The organism is Polyangium jinanense (assembly GCF_028435265.1).
Lineage (GTDB): Bacteria > Myxococcota_A > Polyangia > Polyangiales > Polyangiaceae > Polyangium > Polyangium jinanense.
Window position 1 is genome coordinate 1 of record NZ_JAGTJK010000086.1, and the last position, 19,023, is coordinate 19,023.

At 68.9% G+C, this 19,023-nt stretch carries 11 protein-coding genes; 7 read left to right on the forward strand and 4 right to left on the reverse strand.

The annotated features are described in order from the left end of the window. Nucleotides 1–221: 221 nt before the first annotated feature. From KEG38_RS51580 to ribA, 4 genes are all read right to left on the reverse strand, one after another. Nucleotides 222–1,790, reverse strand: coding sequence for an FAD-dependent oxidoreductase (locus KEG38_RS51580; protein WP_272428309.1), 1,569 nt, complete (start codon nt 1,788–1,790; stop codon nt 222–224). A gap of 1 nt (nt 1,791) precedes the next feature. Then, nucleotides 1,792–2,925 (reverse strand): polysaccharide pyruvyl transferase family protein, encoded by a 1,134-nt coding sequence (locus tag KEG38_RS51585; protein ID WP_272428310.1) that lies wholly within the window; start codon nt 2,923–2,925, stop codon nt 1,792–1,794. 72 nt (nt 2,926–2,997) lie between these two features. After that, nucleotides 2,998–8,916 carry an AAA family ATPase gene (locus KEG38_RS51590; protein WP_272428311.1) on the reverse strand — a complete coding sequence of 1,973 codons (5,919 nt, stop codon included), beginning with the start codon at nt 8,914–8,916 and terminating at the stop codon, nt 2,998–3,000. Nucleotides 8,917–9,544: 628 nt separating this feature from the next. Beyond that, nucleotides 9,545–10,336, reverse strand: a complete 792-nt coding sequence (gene ribA, locus KEG38_RS51595; RefSeq protein WP_272428312.1) for a GTP cyclohydrolase II — start codon at nt 10,334–10,336, stop codon at nt 9,545–9,547. 100 nt (nt 10,337–10,436) lie between these two features. Here ribA and KEG38_RS51600 point away from each other — a divergent pair, with 100 nt between their 5' ends. The 7 genes from KEG38_RS51600 to KEG38_RS51630 all read left to right on the forward strand — a co-directional run bounded on the left by KEG38_RS51600 (nt 10,437) and on the right by KEG38_RS51630 (nt 19,015). Next, complete coding sequence (locus tag KEG38_RS51600; RefSeq protein WP_272428313.1) at nt 10,437–11,558, forward strand: penicillin-binding transpeptidase domain-containing protein; 1,122 nt, start codon at nt 10,437–10,439, stop codon at nt 11,556–11,558. A gap of 326 nt (nt 11,559–11,884) precedes the next feature. Beyond that, the gene (locus tag KEG38_RS51605) at nt 11,885–13,456 is read left to right on the forward strand and encodes a WD40 repeat domain-containing protein (RefSeq protein WP_272428314.1); all 1,572 of its coding nucleotides are present in this window, start codon (nt 11,885–11,887) and stop codon (nt 13,454–13,456) included. 15 nt (nt 13,457–13,471) lie between these two features. Beyond that, nucleotides 13,472–14,467: a rhomboid family intramembrane serine protease gene (locus KEG38_RS51610; RefSeq protein WP_272428315.1), complete on the forward strand. Its 996-nt coding sequence runs from the start codon at nt 13,472–13,474 to the stop codon at nt 14,465–14,467. 58 nt (nt 14,468–14,525) lie between these two features. Beyond that, nucleotides 14,526–15,110 (forward strand): 2-hydroxychromene-2-carboxylate isomerase, encoded by a 585-nt coding sequence (locus KEG38_RS51615; RefSeq protein ID WP_272428316.1) that lies wholly within the window; start codon nt 14,526–14,528, stop codon nt 15,108–15,110. Beyond that, nucleotides 15,110–16,069, forward strand: coding sequence for an alpha/beta fold hydrolase (locus tag KEG38_RS51620; protein WP_272428317.1), 960 nt, complete (start codon nt 15,110–15,112; stop codon nt 16,067–16,069). The genes KEG38_RS51615 and KEG38_RS51620 overlap by 1 nt, the downstream gene beginning before the upstream one ends. 125 nt (nt 16,070–16,194) lie before the next feature. Continuing rightward, nucleotides 16,195–16,797, forward strand: coding sequence for a hypothetical protein (locus KEG38_RS51625; RefSeq protein ID WP_272428318.1), 603 nt, complete (start codon nt 16,195–16,197; stop codon nt 16,795–16,797). Nucleotides 16,798–16,861: 64 nt separating this feature from the next. Beyond that, nucleotides 16,862–19,015, forward strand: a complete 2,154-nt coding sequence (locus KEG38_RS51630; protein WP_272428319.1) for a hypothetical protein — start codon at nt 16,862–16,864, stop codon at nt 19,013–19,015. Nucleotides 19,016–19,023: the final 8 nt, after the last annotated feature.

Here is a 19,023-nt window from a genome sequence, read left to right on the forward strand (position 1 = left end):
TGAACTGCGCGAGGCGCAGTTCATCGAACAGGCCAGGTCAAGACTGGCGACGGCCTGTGGGAAGAACTGCGCATCGCGCAGTTCTTCCACGAACGGTCCAGGGCTTGCCCTGGTTCGGGTCGAGGGGCGAACAGCCCCCGCGGGGCCCGGGGCAGCGCCCCGGCGCGGCGGCCCCAAGAAGAGACCCATGCTCAGCGCCATAAGGTGCACCGCCGCGGCACTCATAACGGGCTCACCTTCGGCCAGGCGAGCTCGACGCCATTTCGGAGCAGCAATGTCTGGAGCTCCTCGCGCAGCGATTTCCGGGCGTGCACCTCTCGCGGGAGCACGCGGCGCTCGAGGCAAAACGTCGCGAGGAGCCCCGCTGCCTCGCCCACGCTCCACTCGACCGGGTGGACACGGAAGGCACCGTTGGTGATATGGGTCGTCCCCAGGTTCTTGCCTCCTGGCAACAAGTTTTCCATACGCACCGGAATGAGCGCGCCCAGCGGAATCTGAAACGGCCAGCAGCCAAGGTCGAGGTAACCCGCGCCTCCGACGCGCGGGTGCAAATCGATGCGGTAGCAACCAATCCCGACGCTGTCGTCGAAGATCGCGGGGCCATCGGGGCGAAGCGGATACGCGATGTGCTGCTCGAGCACCGTGAACTCCGCGCGGATCCGGCGGGATTCGCGAATGTACGGCGCCGGCGCGAGGCCGTCCGCGGTGCCGCCGACCACGTCCGCGCGGAGGCGCAACCCGCGGTATCCGACGCCGCCATCGGGTCGGGGGGCCTCGGTCTGTAGCCAGTAGAGGAGGCTCAAGCTGAGCTGCCGCGCGGCGTCCTCGTTCCGCGCGGCTTCCGCCGCGTCGACGCCGCAGACGGGCCCGAGCCAGTAATCGTTCTGGGGCCAGTTCACGATGGTGACGTCGCTCCGCGCGAAACCCGGCTCGAAGACGTCCTTGTCGAGGATACGCCGGAAGGTCCACCACGGGTGGCCGTCGTCCGCGGCGAACAGGCCCCGCCTCAGCGGCTCGAGGGTCTCGGGGCGAACGGTCGTCCAATCGAGCAGGCGGCCTGGCCAGCCCTGTGGCTCGTACGCGCGCCAGAATTCGTATTGACGGGGTTTGTCGATGGTATGGTCTTCCCCGGGGAGGTGCTCCATTGCGAAGCACACCGTGATCGCTTGCTGGGCCCTCGGGTCCGCCGCCTCGGCGGCGTGCGGCTCTCCCGTCTCCGCGCGGGATTCTTGCCCGAGGACGTGCTCCACGCCCGCGAGGGCCAAGAGCTCGCCGTGGGGCGTGGCGTCGATGAAGTAATCGGCCTCGAGGAGGACGTCGCGCCCCGACTCTCGCCCTCGGACCACGACGCCGGTCACCCGGTCGCCATGCGTCCACGCCGAGATCGGCCGGTGGAGGCGAAGCTCGAAGAGGCTGCCGTTGAGCCGGTACGGCGCGATCATCTCGTGCAGCACGGCGACCGCGATGCGCGGATCGTGGCAGAGGCGGCTGACCCATCCATTCCCCGGGTTCAGGGTGGGAAGGGCCTTGGCCGCCGCGGAGAGTGGTACATTCCTGCGATAATATTGCCGGATCCCGTCGCGCAGCGCGCGGTAGCTCCGGTTTGCCCCATGTTCCTCGATCCACGGGTGTTCGTCGGGAGGAACGGCCTGGTTCGTCAATTGACCGCCGAGCCAGCGCGTCTCCTCGGTCAGCACGACACGGAGGCCCATTCGAGCCGCCGCGAGCGCCGCGGCGCAGGCGCCGAGTCCTCCGCCGATGATGGCCACGTCGGTCCGGATCACGTCCATGTCACGCCGCCTCGCGTTCGCGTTGCGCCGTGAGGATGTCGACGACCATCCGATTCGTCTCCCTCGCGCGATCCTTGAGGGCCGGGAGCAAGCGGCGGATCTTGGCGCGCGTCTCGTTACGCGTATCCCACGAACGGTCGAGCCTCGCGATGAGCTGGCCGGCGCTGATGCTGCCGAGCGGCGGGGTCTCCATTTCGAGGTCCTCGATGAACCCCTTCACCTTGGAGGCATAAGGCAGCGCGACGAAAGGGATCTCGCGGAGCGCCGAGAAGATCAAGAAGTGGAGGCGCATCCCCACCGTGAACTCGAGGTGGCCGACGAAATTGAGGATCTGCTGCGGCGTGTACGAGCGCCGCAGGACCTCGGCGCGCTCGGCGTTTTTCATGTGGGCGACGACGGCGTGGCTGTGCTGCACGTCCGTCCTTTCCATCGACACGAACACGACGTCCGCGTCGAGCCGCTCGATGACGAAGTCGGCCGCGTTCGCGAGCAGCGAATAATATTCGTCGGGGTCGATGTCGGGCGCCGCGGGCCCCGGCTCCCGGACGGAGAAGCCGACCAGGTGCCGTTCGAACTCGACGCCCTCCGCCTTGATGGCCTCGATGGGCAAGGGCTCCTCGCGCAGGAGCAGCGCTGGATCGGCGGTGAGGTGAATCTCGCGATCCACGCCGACGTCCTCGAGCAGGCGGCGCGCTTGCTTGTCACGGACGGTGACGACCGTCGCCGCGTTCAGGGCCGTCCGCACGGCTTGTCGTGCGCTCGGATCCACGAGCGGTCCGGCGCTCACGGCATAAACGACGACGGGGACGCCGAGCTCTTTCGCGATGAGCACCTCTCTCAGGTACGTCGCGGCATCACGATCGTAGAGAATGCCGCCGCCGCCGAGGATGAAGAGGTCGAGCCGTCCGACCTCGGCAGCGGATTCCTTGCGCGTGAGGCTGCGGACGGGTACGGCGCGGTCGACATCGTGCCTCCGTTCCGTGTCCTGGGGATTGAGGGAGAATACGGTGATCTCCGCGGGAACCGACGCTCGTAATTGCGTGATGATACCATCGAGGATGGCTTCGTCGCCGAGGTTCATGCCTCCGTACGAGCCGGAGATCCCGATGCGGTAGGGGTGGTTCGCCCGCTCCATTCATTCCTCCATTCGCGCGGTACCCGAGATGGGCCTGGGGCTGCGATGGCGAATGTCCAGCAGACGATACGGTCAGGCGGTGGGCAAGAGCGGCAGCTCGACCTGGAACGTCGAGCCCTGGCCGACCTCGCTCGACACGGAAATTCGCCCGCCGTGCGCCTCGACGATGGTGCGGGTGATGTAGAGGCCGAGCCCGAGCCCCCCGTAGTGGCGCGAAGATACGCCGCGGTGAAATCGCTGGAAGAGGTGCGCCTGCACCTCGTCCGGAATCCCGATCCCGTGGTCCGTCACCGAGAGTCGCGCGAGCTGCCCATCGATGCCGATCGTGATTTCGATGGGTTTTTCTTTCCCGAACTTGATGGCATTCGTGAGCAGGTTCGTCACGACCTGCTCCAGCCGGTACGGGTCCCATGGGCCGACGACCGGCTGATCCGCGCGCACGGTGAGCGTGCTGCCGGATTGCGCGATCTGATCGCCAAGGTGGGCGGCGACCTCCTGCACGAGCGCGCGCAGATCGACGAGCGTCGGGTTTAGCTCGAGCCTTCCCGCCTGGATCCGAGTGACGTCGAGCAGCGCATCGACGAGGCTGGCGAGGCGCTTGATCTGGCGCCCGGAGAGGGTGACCGCGGAGCGCACGCGCTCGACGTCCATGCCCCGCGAGAGCCGTTGCTCCAGCGATTGAATGGCGAGCTGCAGGCTGGTGAGCGGGGTGCGGAGCTCGTGGGAGGCGATGGAAAGGAATTCGTCCCGCACGCGGACCGCCTCCTCCGCCGCGGCGCGCGCGCCCCGCTCGTCGAGCAGGAGGCGATCACGCTGCAATTCGGCGTGCACGCGCGCGGTGACGTCGCGGAAGCTCCAGACACGCCCGACCACGCGCTCGCCGAGGCGCTGCGGCTGCGAATAACGCTCGAAGACCCGACCGTCCGCGAAAGGAAGCACATCGACGCTGCTCTCCTCGGGCGAGGAATAGAGGGCGTGGACCTTTTGCTCGAACGGTCCGGGTTCGAGGAGCTCATGGCGGACGAACGAACGGAACACGTCGTCCGACCCGCTGGCGAGGACGTCGTCGGGGAGGCGCCACATTTCCACGAACCTGCGGTTGTGGCGCACGACGTGCCGCCCGCAGTCGACGACGAGGATGCCGTCCGCCGTCGATTCGAGCGTGGCCTCGAGGAGCGAGTAAGAATGGCGCAGCCCCTCCTCGGCGCGCTTGCGGGAGGTGACATCGGTCGCGATGCCGCAAATGCCGTACGTTTTCCCGGCGAGATCGCGGAGCGGGAACTTGATGCACATATAGGTGCGCATCTCGCCTTGGTCCAGCGCCGACTCGTCGAACTCGATGGCCCGGTTCTCCCGCACGACGAGGAGATCATGGGCGCGATACTGATCGGCGAACTCGCGCGGGAAGAGCTCGTGGTTGGTCTTGCCGAGGATGTCCTCGTGGCGCATGTGGAGGAGCTCCTCGAGGCAGCGGTTGGCGAATACGAAGCGGCCCTCCAGGTCCTTGGCGAAGATGAGGGCGCTCGTATTGTCCACGATGGACTGGAGGAGCTCCTGGCTCTCTCGAACGGATTCCTCCGCGCGCCGTCGCACCGCGTTCTCCTGCTGCAGATCCGCATAGAGGCGCGCATTTTCGATGGAAATGGCCGCCTGGGCCGAGAGCAGCCGGATCACCTCGACGCGCGCGGGGGTGAACGCCGAGCGGGTGAGATCGTTCTCGAGGTAGATCACGCCGGCGAGGCGGCCCTTGTAGACAATGGGCGCGGCGAGCAAGGAGCGAGGCCGTCCACTCGTGAGCCAAGGCTCACGCGCGAACGGCCCGTCGCTCGGGCGGTCGTCGAGAACGATGGTCTCCCCCGTGCGCGCCACGTACGTCACGACGCCGGCGGGCAGGTCCGCGCGGCCCTCGAGGGGCGTCGCGCCGAGCGCGTGGACGGGCGCCTCCCCGATGCGGTGCTCGGCCTCGACGACGAGCCGTCCGTCGCGCAGGAGCAAAAGGACGCAGCGCCGCGCGCCGGTGTTCTCGATCAGGATGCGCATGAGCGCGTCGAGCAGTCGGTCGAGGACGATCTCGCCCGAAATGGCCTGGGAAGCCTTGAGCACCGAGGCGATGTCGAGCACGGCGCCTGCAGGTACGGCGGCCCCCGGGCCCCTCGCACCGCGGAGGATCTCGCCAGGGACGAGGTCCGGGTAGGAACGTTCGAGGCGCCGCATCACCTCGGTCGCGCCCCATTGGCCGTAGACCCTGTGCGCCTCGGTAAAGTAGGCGCGGGCGATGGTGGTCTTGCCGAGCGCATGGAACGAGAAGCCCGCGAGCTCGTTGGCGAGCGCCTCGTCCTGGAGGTAGCCGCCGCGCTGCGCGAGGGCGATGGCCTCGTCGTATCGATCGCCGGCGCCGCGCGCGTCGCCGCGGGCGCGCGTGAGCTCGGCGAGCAGGAGGACGCACCGATGCGCGAGGTTCTCCGGGCATAGGTCGGCCCAGCGGGAGAGCTTGCTCGCGTAGGCCTCGGCGGTTGCGAGGAAGTGCGCGCGCTCGTCGCTGGAGACGACATCCGACGCTCGCGCGAGCGCGAGGCCACCATAAAAATGCAAGGCCGGGTTGCCGTGCCAGCTCTCGACGCCCGAGAGCGCGGGGTTCGTCCGAAGCGCGATGCGCGCGGCCTCCTCGAACGCGCCCTGAAAGACGCAAAGGACCACAGCGTAAAAATGGGCGATGTAGAGCGAGGCCTGGTTGCCGATGCGGCGCGCCTCCGAGATGACCTCGTCGATGTCCACGAAGGGGCCCACGAGCGTCGTGGGTCGCTCGGTCTCGACCGAGAGGTTGTGCGCGAGTTGCCCCACCGCTCCGCCGATCCACGTGATGGCGTTGAACTGATCGAGCTTGCGCACCCGATGGAAGCTGTCCACCTCGGCGAGGAGATCGGGGAGCGGGAGGCCTCGGAGGAAGCTGTTCGTGAGGAGGTCGATCGTGTTGTAGAACGACCAGATGTAATGGCCGGTCTCAAGCCCCGCATGGATCCCCGCGAGGAGCGTCTCCCGGCAGGCCACGTAGCTCTCGCGCCAGTGCTGGACGCACGCGCCCCACATGTTGCAGAACATGGCCTCGCTCTGTTTGTCGCGGGAGCGCCGGACGAGGTCGCGGGCGACGCGGCCGAAGCGGTAGCCGAGCTCGATGTCGCCGCGGCCGCAGAGAAACGCCCCCAAGTTGATGCAGCCGTAGATCGCGTGTGACGACAAGCCGTGGCGAAAGGTGGTCTCGAGGCTCTTGGCGACGGTGATGCCGAGCTGGTTGAGGCTCAAGAACCAGCACGGCGCGAAGAGCTCCTGGAGCACGTCCTGCAGCGCGCGGATCTCGGGATCCACGAGCGGCGGGAGGTCGGGCAGCGCCTCCAGCGAGCGCTCCCGGACGAGGGCCATGGTCGTGCGGAGCTGCGCGTCGAGCGTCGCGTCGTCGGGGAATGGAGGCAGGTCGATCCCGAAGCCACGAAGGGCCGAGAGCCCCTCCGTGAGCACGGCCGGCAGGTCGTTTTTCAGCACCTGCACGTTCATCTTGAGCCTGAGCACCTCGGTGCGATCGAGCCTCCCCTCCGTGTGCTCGACGCAACGCTCCAGCTCGGCGAGGCCCTCGTCGTGCCGGCCGCAAAGCGCGAGCATGAGGCCCCGCTTTTTCGCGTACGCGAGGCGCAGGGCATGGTTTGACGTCCAAGCGTCGGGCGGCAGGCGCGGGAGGCCCTGCTCGAGGTAATGCAGGGCCGAGCAGAACGCGGCCGATTCCTCGGCGCGGATCGCGGCGTCGAGGTTCATGCGCGCGAGGCGCAGGCGTTCGGCGCCGTCCGTGAGGAGGTCGCCCGCGGCGTTCAAGTGGCCGACGACGTCGAAGAGGTTCTGGCTGTCCGCGAGATCGATGTGCCCCGCGAGATGCCGGCCGATGCGGAGGCGGTAAGCAGCCCGATCCCCCTCGGGGATCATCGCGTACGCGCTCTCCTGGATCTTGTCGTGGGCGAAGCGGTAGCCGCTCCGATCGGCGAGGAGCAACCCTTCCTCGACCGCGCATTCGAGGCGGAAAACCGCCTCCTCCGGCGAGCAAGCGAGCAAGGAGGCGAGCACGTCGAGGTCGAAGCGACTCCCAATCGCCGCGGCGATTCGCAGCGCCTCCTGGGTCCGCGCCGGCAGCCGCTCGATGGTGCGCACCATGAGGTCGACGACGTTTTCCGAGTACGCGAGCGCTTCGATCTTCGCGAGATCCCACCGCCAGCCCGCGTCGAACGTGTACGTGAGCACGCCGTGGTCGTGGAGGGATTGAACCAAACGTTTGACGAAGAACGGGTTGCCTCCGGTTTTCTTGAGCACCACGTCGGCGAGCGGGCCGGTGTCCTCGCGCCCGAGGCAATCGCCCAGCATGGCGAGCAGATGGCGCCGCCCGAGCGGGGCGAGGACGATGCGCTGCACCGAGAGCCCTCCGCGCTCGAGCTCCCCGAGCTCCATCATGAACGGGTGCGCGGGCGATATCTCGTTGTCGCGATAGGCGCCGCAGAAGAAGAGCGCCTCGAGCGAGTCGTCGGCGAGGAGCGTGCGGAGCAGGCCGAGGCTCGCGCCATCGATCCACTGCAGGTCGTCGAGGAAAAGAACGAGCGGGTGCTCGTGCCGCGCGAACACCGACACGAACAACGAAAAACACCGGTTCAGGCGGTTCTGCGCTTCGAGGGGGCCGAGCGTCGGGACCTCGGGCTGCGGGCCGATCACATGGGACAAGGAAGGGATGACGTCGCAGATGACCTGCCCGTTCTGTCCGAGCGCATCGAGCAGCGCGGTCCGCCACGTCCGGATGCGCGCCTCGCTTTCGACGAGGATCTGCCGCACGAGGGCGTCGAATGCCTGGATGAACCCGCTATAGGGCGTTGCGCGGTGGAACGGGTCGTGTTTGCCGCTCGTGAAGTAGCCCTTCTTCCGCGCGAGCGGTTTCAGGATCTCCTGCACGAGCGAGGACTTGCCGATCCCGGAGTAGCCGGACACGAGCACGATTTCCCGGCTCCCCGCGAGCGCGCGTTCGAATGCGGAGGTGAGCGCCTGGATGTCGTGCTCGCGGCCGTAGAGCTTCTGGTGGATCCGGAGGAGGTCGGCGCGGTCGTGTTGCCCTGGCACGAAAGGCGCGAGCTCGCCGCCGCTCTGCAGAGCCTCGCGGCAGTGATGGAGGTCGAAGAGCAAGCCTTCGGCGCTCTGGTAGCGGTCCTCGGCGTTTTTCTCGAGCAGCTTGAGCACGACACCGGAGACCGCCTCGGGGATGGCCGGATCGAGGACCGAGGGCGGCGCGGGCGCGACGGCGAGGTGCGCGTGGATGATCTGCATCGGATCGACGCCTTCGAAGGGCGGGCGACCGGTGAGCGCCTGATAGAGAATGGTCCCGAGCGCATAGAGGTCGGTCCGGTAATCGACGCCTCGGTTCATCCGGCCCGTCTGCTCGGGGGAGACGTAGGGCAGCACCTCGACGAGCACCACGGGTGCGTAGAGAAGCTCGTGCGCGCGGGTGATCTCGGCGTCGGCGCCGAGACCGGTGATCTTGACCGCACAGCCCTCGCCGACGAGCACGTTCCGCGGGCGGAGATCGCGGTGGACGAGCCCCGCGGCGTGCATCGCGGCGAGGCCTTCGGCGAGCGCGACCGCGAGATCGAGCGCCTCGCCCACGGGCATTTTGCGCGAGGGGCGCGCGGCGAGGGTCTGGGCGAGGTCGCGGCCCGGGACGTCTTCGAGCACGACGATCAGCGCGCCGGCGCGCTCCTCGACGCCTCGGATCGCGACGAGGCGCGACGAGGTGATGCGGGCGAGGCGCTCGTACTGCTGCTTGAAACGCGCGATTTCGACCGTGCGCGCACCCTCGGGGCGCAGGACCTTGAGCAGGACGGCCGTGTCGCCTTCGCGCCGCGCGCGATAGAGGGTGAAGTAGTCGGTTTCCTCGGTCTTCTCGGCGAGCGCGTAGCCTGTATCGGCCATCATGGAAAACCTCGCTCGACTGCCAGGCGCGGGCGCGAGCGATCCGTTTATGCCACAGGGCCGAGGCCACGATCCATCGTTGACGGTCATCCCTATCCGGTGAAACCAGCGTGGCGTGACGAACCTGCCTCCCCGCCGCCGACGCACCCCAAGAGCGCCTGCTCTGCTGGGTTCTCGTGGAGGAACCGAACGCTCATCTCGGCTGAGCATTGGCGCCGCGCCGGGGCGCTGCCCCGGACCCCGCGGGGGCTGTTCGCCCCTCGACCCGAACCAGCGCAAGCGCTGGACCTTCAGGGAAGAACTGCGCGGTGCGCAGTTCTTCCACGGGCCGGTGGCAAGACCATGGCCGGCGTTGACCATCGAAATGGCAGCGCGGCTGTTTTGGTTGGCGAGGGCGTTCCTCGGCCTGTTCGATGAACTGCGCATCGCGCAGTTCATCGAACCCGGGTCCAGCGCTTGCGCAGGCCCCGGGTGCAGGGGCGGATAGCCCCTGCTGGGGCCTGGGGCAACGCCCCAGCGAAACGCCGCCCAGAGGAGACGACGCCGCGCATTCACACGCCCTGGCAGCGCGCTGCGTATTTCGATGCCGATATCGTCGCCGCCCAGAAGAAGAAGAGCGATCTCGTCGCGTTCATGCGGACGCTGTAGGTTTTCCCCTCGCGTCCGTCTCGGCCGGGTCCTCCTCGGCCGGCCCTGCCATTCCGTCGACCATCACCGGATCGCTCTGCTCGGCGAGGTGCGGCTTGCCCTCCATGTCGATGTAGTGGCCGCTGCGCTTCGCCTTCGTTTCGAGGTAAAACTTGTTGTACTCGTTCGGCGGAATCACGTGCGGGATCCTACCTGCCACCTTCACGCCGTACTGCTCGAGCTGGCTTATCTTGTTCGGGTTGTTCGTGATGAGCCGGACCGACTTCACCGTGAGGCTCCGCAGCATGTGCGCCGCCACCGCGTAGTCGCGCTCGTCGTCGCGGAAGCCGAGCGCGATGTTCGCCTCCACCGTGTCGAGGCCCTGATCCTGCAGGCCGTACGCCCGGATCTTGTTGATGAGCCCGATCCCGCGTCCCTCCTGGCGCAGGTACAGCAAGATGCCGCGCTCCATCGACTGGATGCGCCGCAGGCCTTCGAGGAGCTGATCACGACAATCACAACGGAGCGAGCCGAGCACGTCGCCCGTCAGGCACTCCGAGTGCAGGCGCGTGGGCACCTCCTCGCCGCCCATCACGTCGCCGTGCACCATGGCCACGTGCTCCTTGGCGTCGCGGTTGTTCCAGAAGGCCACGATCTTGAAGCGACCGACCCGCGTCGGCAGATCCGCGACGCCCACTACCCGCACGCAGACCCCCGCAGGGCCGTAGCCGTCGCACTCGTGGACCCTGTCCCGCTCGACGAGATCGAGCAAGCCACCGCGTCCGGCGTTCGTCATCGACCTTTCTCTCCTCCCGCCATCCGCCTTGCGAGTAGCAGGCCCAGGGGCCGATGCCAAAAATCTTGGCCGAAGGGCGCCGCTCGATCGATAGCCACCCGTGGTGTTTCCGATCCGCGCACTCCTCGCCCCGGCCGCGCTCGCGTCCGTCCTCCTCGTCGGCTCGCCCGACGCCGAGGCCGCGTCGCTCGGCCTCCACCGCATCCGTGTCACGCCCGAGGCCGCCTACGGCGCCGTGGGTGGTCAGGCCAAACCCGTGCGCCTGACGCTCGATCCACGCCTGCAACGCGAGGCCGAGCGGCTGCTCGCGCGCTCGGGCGCCCCCGAGGCCGCGATCGTCGCCTCGGACGTGCGCACCGGGCGCATCCTCGTATGGGCGAGCCGCGGCGACCGCGACTTCGTGGCCGAGCCGTACGCTCCGAGCGCGAGCCTCTTCAAGATCGTCACGGCGGCCGCGCTACTCGACGGCGGCCACGCGAACGAAGGCACGGAGGCGTGCTGGTCGGGCGGCGAGCACGACATCACGGCGGCCGACCTCGATCGGCGCGGTGGCAGCGCTTGTACGCCGTTCGGCGAGGCCCTCGGCAAGAGCATCAACATGGTCTTCGCGCGTATGGCGAAGCGGCACCTCGACCCGGACGATCTGCGTCGCATGGCCTCTGCGCTCGGGTTTGCCGGCGACGTGCCGATCGACGTCCCCGCCCAAACCGGGCGCGTCGACATCCCCGCCGATCCGTTTGGCATGGCCCGCGCCGCGGCCGGGTTCTGGAATGGAAAACTCTCGCCGCTCGGCGCCCTCTTCGCGATGCAGACCATCGCCAACGGCGGCGAGCGCGTGCGGCTCGTGCTCAAGGATCCCGGCGTGCCCGTCGCCCGCGTCGTCGAGCGCCGCGCCCTCGATCCGCGCGTCGCGCGCACGCTCAATCGCATGCTCCAGGTCACCACGAAGCGCGGCACGTGCGTAAAGGCGTTCCGTCACGCCGATGGGACGCGCGCTTTGCCCGGCATGGCCGTGGCCGCGAAGACCGGCACGCTCGTCGGCAAGAAGCCTGCGCGCATGTTCTCGTGGTTCGCCTCCTTCGCGCCCGCCGACAAACCCGAGATCGCCGTGGCCGTCATGCTGGCGAACGACATCACCTGGCGTACCAAGGCGAACGTCGTCGGCCGTGATCTGCTCGAAGCCTACTTCGCGGGCAGCCGCGACGAACGACGCGCGCGCTGAGGGGGTGCTGCCACAGCGTCGCGCCGGGGTTTCACCCCGGGCCCGACCAGGGGCTCTTCGCCCCTGGACCCGAACCAGGGCGCAGCCCTGGACCTAGGGTGCAAAGGCCGCGGTGCGGTCGATGCAAGGGGTGGGCGCCTTCGGCGTGCCCGGACGAAGTCACGGTAGGGGGCGTCGCGGCGGAGCTTGTGACGTCGTTTACAGTTTTAGGCTACGGGGCGTAGGGCGCGGGACCGGAGCCTCGGGCAAACGATCGTCCAAAAAGGACCTCGGGGCCTCTGTCCGGGCATCGTCTCGCGGGCGCGGGGGCGCTAGACTCGTGCCGCGTGCAGGCAAGTCAACTCCCCCTCTCGCACGAGGCCACGGCCCTCGCCGTCTCCGCCGACGGCAAGCGACTCGCGGCGTCGGCGATCGGCAACGGACGCACGGTCGTCTACGATCTGCGTGTCGGCCGAGCGCTCTTCCGGTTCGGCGTGGGCGCGACGGGGCTCGCTCTCTCGCCCGACGGCGGGCGCCTCGTCACGGCGTGGTCGGACGACGCGCGCGTGCCGCCGAGCGCAGCCCGTTCCGCCCTCGACGCGCGCGTGGAGGCCGACGAGCCGGCGCACACGGTGCAGGTCTTCGAGCTCGTCTCCGGTCGACGGTTGACGCCCGAGCCGTGGCGCGGCGAAGCGCCGATCGCACTCTCGCCAGACGGCAAGCTGCTCGCGGTCACGGCCGATCGCCTCACGAGCGCGGTGCTCGTCTACCGCCTCGCCGACGGCGCGCTTCTGTACGAGCTCGCGTATCCGCATCGGCGCAGGCTGCGCAGCCTCGCGTGGAGCCCCGACGGTCGCCTGCTCACGGCGGCCACGGGCGTGACGCCGGTCGTGCACTGGTCGGTGGATGATTTTCAGGAAGTGCGGCCCGAGGGCGTGCGTGAGAACGACGCGGCGGTGGCGTTCTCGCCCGATGGAAAGCTCGTCGCGGTGGCGGGGCCGGACAGCCGGATTCGCCTGTTCGAGCCGGGCCACGAGGGCGAGCCGCGCGCGGTGCTCTCGGTGAAGAATGGCCTCAACTTGCTGCGCGGCGTCGCGGCGCTCGAGTTCTCGCCGGACGGCGCGCTCGTCACCGCGCTCGGTCGAACGCGCGCCACGCAGGTCTTCAGCGTGCCGCTCGCGCGCCCGCTCTGGACGGCGAGCCCGGGCCCGATGGCGTTTTTGCCGAACGGCAAAACCGTGGCCGCGTGGTGGTGCGGCGCCGTGTGGCTGCGTGACGCCGAGAGCGGTGATCTGCGCGTGTCCACGGCCGACGACGCCGGCGACGACACGCCCACGAACGGTGGTCCGGTGAGCCGCACGGTGACGCTGCGCAGCCGCGAGTTCGAGGGTCGGATCCCGACGCCCCCGCAGACGCTGCGGGTCGTGCCCTCGGCGCAGAGCGGCGCGGAGGTCGCGGCGTCGAGCGCGGCGGCGGCGCTCCTCGCGCGGCTGTCGACGGGCTGGGTCGAGTCGAGTTACCGCACGGCGGCGCACCTGCTCGCGCGTGATGCCGATGGCCTCGGCGTGCGCCTGCCGCTGCGCGGCGGATATGCGTACGTGCAGATCCGGACGAACGAGGAGCGGTATCGTATCCTCGTGAGCGTCACCGCGGACGAGCCCGATCAAGATCCCCCGCCCTCGTCGAGCCTCGCGCGCCTCTCGCGCTGGATTCGCGATCGCCTGAGCGCGGAGGCGCGCCGGGTCGCCGCGGCCGATCGCGAGTGGGTCGCGGAGATCGCGCCGGGCGCGGGCGAGGGGGACGTCCAGGTCGAGCGTGGTCCTGGCTCGCTCACCATCACGCTCGATCACGTGCCCCTGCCCTCGCTCGATGATCTCGAGGCCTTGATCCACGCGGCCGAGCTGAAGCTCGAGCCCTGAGCCGAAAGCCGCGCGTTGAAGAAGCCGCCGCCCGTCACCGAGTTCGTGCGATTTCCCATCACCGCCGGCGTGGCGATGCTCGCCATGTTCGTCACGGTCCTCGACGCGGCGGGTCGATCGATCCAGCAGCTCGTGATGAGCGTGCGCGCGTTCGAGGGCGAGCCGTGGCGGCTCGTCACGAGCGCCTTGCCGCATGCCGACGCGCTGCACCTCATCTTCAACGTCGCCTGGCTCTGGACGCTCGGGACGATGCTGGAGGAGCGCTTCGGATCGTTCCGCCTGCTCGGCCTCGTGCTGCTCTTCGCCGCGGGATCCGCGGCGGCCGAGTACGCGACGTTCATCGGCGGGATCGGCCTGTCCGGCGTGGTGTACGGGCTCTTTGGCCTCGCGTGGGTGCTCGATCGCGCGGACGCGCGCATGCGTGGCACCGTGAACGCGCGCGCGACGCAGCTCTTCGTTGGCTGGTTTTTCCTTTGTATTGCAACGACCGTCTTCGACGTCTGGCGCGTCGCGAACGTGGCGCACGGCGTGGGCGCACTGCTCGGCGTGCTCACGGGGCTCGTGATCACGGGGGGCTTGCGCGTCGCGCAACGCAGCGCTCCGGTGCGCGCATCGGCGGGGGTCGCGATCTTGCTCGTCCTCGCGGCATCGGGCGCGGGCGCGACCGTGCTCCGGCCGCGCGTCAACTTCTCGAAGGACGCAGGTGCGGAGAGCGTGCGCCTCGGCAACGAGGCCTTCGACGCGGAGAACTACGACGAGGCCATCGCCCGGTACCGAAGGGCGGTCGAGCTGAGCCCGAAGAGTGAGATCGCCTGGTACAATCTCGGCCTCGCGCACGGGCGAAAGGGCGAGCTCGACGACGCAGCGCGCGCTTATACGCAGGCCGTCGCGCTCGCGCCCGAGGACGGTGGGATCCGGCGGATCCTCGAGGAAACCGAGCGTCTCCGTGCACGCGCGGCGGAGTTCCCTCTCGACGAAGACGTCGAGCTCGAGCACGACGCGGGGCCTTGAACGGCCCTTCTCCGCGCGCTCCATCGCCCCTACACTCGTTCCCTCCGGAGGCCGCCCCTTGAAGACCGTCGAGTTCTTTTTCGACTTCTCGTCCCCGTACAGCTACCTCGCCGCCACGCAGCTCCCGGCGATCGCGGCGCGCACCGGCGCGACGCTCGTGTATCGCCCCTTCGTGCTCTTCGCCGTCTTCAAGGCTGCGGGGAACGACATGCCCGCCAAGATCCCCACGAAGGGCGCGTACCTCTTCAAGGACCTCGAGCGCTGGGCGCGGCACTACGGCGTGCCCTTCCGCTTCTCCAGCCACTTTCCCTCGAACACGATCAAGGCCATGCGTTTGGTCCACGTCGCCGCGGATCAAGGCAAGGCCGAGGCTTTCGCGCAGGCCGCCTTCCGCGCGATGTGGGCCGAGGATCGGGACATCGCGAGCCCCGAGACGCTCGCCGATCTCGCGCGCGGCGCGGGCCTCGATCCCGAGGCCGCGCTCGCCGCGATCGAGACGCCCGCGATCAAGGATCGCCTCCGGACGGGCACCGACGAGGCGATCGCGCGCGGCGCGTTCGGCGCGCCCGCGATCTTCGTCGGGGACGAGCTCTTCTGGGGCAACGATCGGCTCCACTTCGTCGAGGAAGCGCTGAAGGGCTGATGGCGCTTCGTCCTTTCGAACGGCTGCCGTACGAAGAGCTCCCCGCGCTGCCGCGCATCCCGCACGGCTACCACCGCGCCGAGGCGCGCCGCGTGCTGGTCTCGTCGCGTATCTTCGGCGACGTCGGCGTGCATGTCCGCGTCGTGGGACAGGGACCGCCGCTCCTGCTCGTGCACGGGCTCATGACGTCGAGCTACTCGTTCCGGTACGTGCTCGAGCCACTCGGCCGGCACTTCCGTGTCTTCGCGCCCGATCTGCCCGGCTCTGGCCGCTCGGACAAGCCGACCCGCGCGGATTTTTCGCCGCGGAGCTTCGGGACGTTCCTCGCCGAGCTGCAGCAAGCGCTCGGCATCCGCGGCTCGGCCATCATGGGCAACTCCCTCGGCGGGTACGTCGCGATGCACCTCGCGCTCCAGGATCCGGCCGCCGTCTCGCGCCTCGTCGTGAACCACGCGCCGGGCACGCCGGATCGGCGCTACGTGGCGCTCAGGGCCCTGCTCTCGACCGCCGCGGGACGCGCGCTCCTGCGTTACCTCGTACAACGCGACCCGCGCCGCTGGGTGTACCGGAACGTCCATTACCACGACGAACGGCTCAAATCGCGCGAGGAGCTCGACGAGTACGGCGCGCCGCTCGCCACGGACGCGGGGCTCGCCTGCTTCACGAAATCGCTGCACGAGACCCTCGCGCCCGCGGGCTTCCACGCCTTCGTCGACGAACTCGGCCGCGAGCCCTTCCCCGTGCCGCTGCTCTTCGTTTATGCCCGCAAGGATCCGGTGGTGCCGCCGCGCGTCGGGGAAGCCCTCCACCGCCTCGCGCGGGGCTCCGAGCTTCGTTACCTCGACGGCACGTCGCATTTCTCCCACGTCGACTCGCCCGATCGGATGGTCGAGACCGTCCTGCCCTTCCTGCGCGCCGACGAAGCCCGCGAGCCCGCGGGGGCCTCTCTCGGCGGCTGACCTCGAGCCGATTCGCCATTCCCCGGGCGGGGCCATGCCGGCTCTCCGCGCGAAAAACCGTGTACGCTCCTCCCCGTGCGCTTCGTTTGCGTACCAACCATGCGAAGGTGAAGGGAGGCATTCGGATGAAATCGTCGTGGTCTTTGGGGGGGTTCGTCGTTTTGAGCGTGTCGGTCGGGATCGCCGGCTGCGGCAGTGAGGTCAACGGCGGCGGCGGTGGCGGCTCCGGCGGCTCCGGCGCGGGCAGCACCGCGTCGAGCGGCGGCTCCGGGGGCACGGGCGGCACGGGCGGAGGAATGGGCGGCGCGGGCGGCTCCGGCGGCGCGGGCGGCGGCATGATGGCGGGCTCGGGAGGCGCCGGCGGGGGAATGGGCGGCGCGGGCGGCGGCAATTATGCGAGCTGTGAAGAATGCACGGCCGACACGGGCGCACCCGCGAACGAGTGCCAGGCCGAGTTCGACGCCTGCATGGCCTGGAAGACGTGTGTCAGCATCTACCACTGCCAGCATACCGCCACCCCGAACGGCCCTGGCCCTTGCGACACCACCCAGGCCGGGGCCTGTTGCACGTGGTTTTGCCAGGAGATGGGCCTCGACATGGAGGGGATCACGCGTTTCCGGGCGCTCGACAATTGCATTCATTGCAAGACCTGCGCGGGGGTCTGCGAAACGACGGATACGTACTGTCCCGTCTTCGACCCGGGCGGCAGCTCGGCCTGCATTCCCTGAATTGATCCGACCGACGACGAACGCCGGTTGACGCCGCCGTCGACCTCTGGTCTGGAGCGTACGCATGCGCTCCGCTCTCGCCCACCTCGTCCCGCTCGCCCTTCTTGCCGGTTGCGCCGGAGAACCCCCGATGCCGGCCGAGCCGCCGCCGCAGTGTGCCCCCGAGCCGCCCGCCGCGGTGGCGCGCCCCTCCGCCGAGCCTTTGGCCCCCGCCGCTGCCCTGCCGGCGCCCGTCCCCGTGGACCTCGCGGCCCTCGAAGCGGAGCTCGTCGGCAAGCATGGCGAGGCAGCGCGGCCTCGGATCAAGCGGGGGCTCGCGCAGATCGCGTCGCTCTGGCGGGCGGAGGACGGGGATCTCGCCGCGTTCGCGCGCGAGCAGTTCCTCTCGGATCCGGCGGCGATCGACGCCTCGTTCGCCCGCCTCGAGGGCTTGATGGAGCAGCTCGAAGGCCACCTGCACGAAATGGGGCGCGCGCTGCGTTTCTCCACGGACACGGACACTGGGCCGCTCTTCCCGCTCGATCCGCTGCTCGCCGGCTACGAGCCCGCGGCGCACCTCTACGAGGATCTCTTCAAGGCGCGGATCGCGTTCGTCGCATTGCTGAATTTCCCGCTCTCGGACCTCGCCACGAAAAACGCCGAGGGCGAACGCTGGAGCCGGCGCCGCTGGGCCGAGGACCGGCTCACGGGGCGCTTCGCGATCCGCATCCCCGGTGAGATCGCCCAGGACATCGCGCGCGCGAACACCGAGGGCGACCTTTACATCTCCGATTACAACATCTGGATGCATCACCTCGTGAACGAGAAGGGCGAGCGCCCCTTCCCCGCGGGGCTCCGGCTCATCAGCCACTGGAACCTGCGCGACGAGCTCAAGGCCAATTACGGCGATCCGCGCGGTCTCGAAAAACAGAGGATGATCGTGCAGGTGATGGAGCGGATCGTCACGCAGACGATCCCGGCCGCGGTGATCGACGATCCGCGGGTCGACTGGAATCCGTTCACGAACGAGGTTCGCCTCGCGCCGGCCGCGGAGATCGAGCCTTCCGCGCCGAAACGCGCCCCGATCACGACGGCGTCGGCGAGCCCCGAGCCCTTCGTGCGATATGGAAAACTCCTCGCCTCGTTCCGGGCCTCGCGGCGGGCCGATCCGTATTCGCCGATCGCGAATACCGCCATCAAACGTCGCTTCGAGCTCGGCCGCGAGATCGGCGAGGATCGCGTGCGCGCGCTGTTCCTGGAGATCCTCGGATCGAGCACGATCCCGAAGGTCGCCGCCGAGATCGAGCGTCGGCTCGGCCGCAAGCTCGGGCCGCAGGATCTCTGGTATGCGGGCTTCAAGGCGCGCGGCGGCAAGACGGAGGCCGAGCTCGACGCGATCACGCGCAAAAAGTATCCCGACGCGAAGGCGTTCGCGGCCGACATCCCGCGGATCCTCGTGGATCTCGGTTTTCCCAAGGATCGCGCGAAGACGATCGCCGAGCGAATCGCGGTGGATCCTTCGCGCGGCGCCGGGCACGCGATGGAGCCACGGCGCCGCGGGGACAAGGCGCGGCTCCGGACGCGTATCGAGAAGGACGGGATGAACTACAAGGGATACAACATCGCCGTCCACGAGCTCGGGCACAACGTCGAGCAGGTCCTGTCGCTGTACGACGTCGACCACACGCTGCTCGCGGGCGTGCCGAACAATGCCTTCACGGAGGCGCTCGCGTTCACGTTCCAGGCGCGGGATCTCGAGCTCTTGGGCTTGCAGAAGACGACGGGCGAGTCCGATCGGGATCGGGTGCTCGGCGAGCTCTGGTCGGCGTGGGAGATCGCGGGCGTCGCGCTCGTCGAGACGGACGTCTGGCACTGGCTCTACGAGCACCCGGAGGCGACGGCCGAGGAGCTCGGGAAGGCCACGGTCACGATCGCGAAGAAGTACTGGAACCAGTATTATGCGCCGCTGCTCGGGTCGCCGGATTCGACGCTGCTTGCGATTTATTCGCACGCGATCTCGACGCCGCTCTACTTGCCGGATTATCCGCTCGGCCACCTCATTGCATTCCAGATCGAGGAGGCTGTCCGGAAGCAAGGCAAGCTCGGTCCCGCGTTCGAGCGAATGGCGAAATACGGGTCGGTCCTGCCGGACCTGTGGATGAAACACGCGACGGGGGAGCCGATCAGCGCGGGACCGTTGCTCCGAGCGACGGAGAAGGCCCTCGCGGGGAAGCCGTAGCGGCTTCG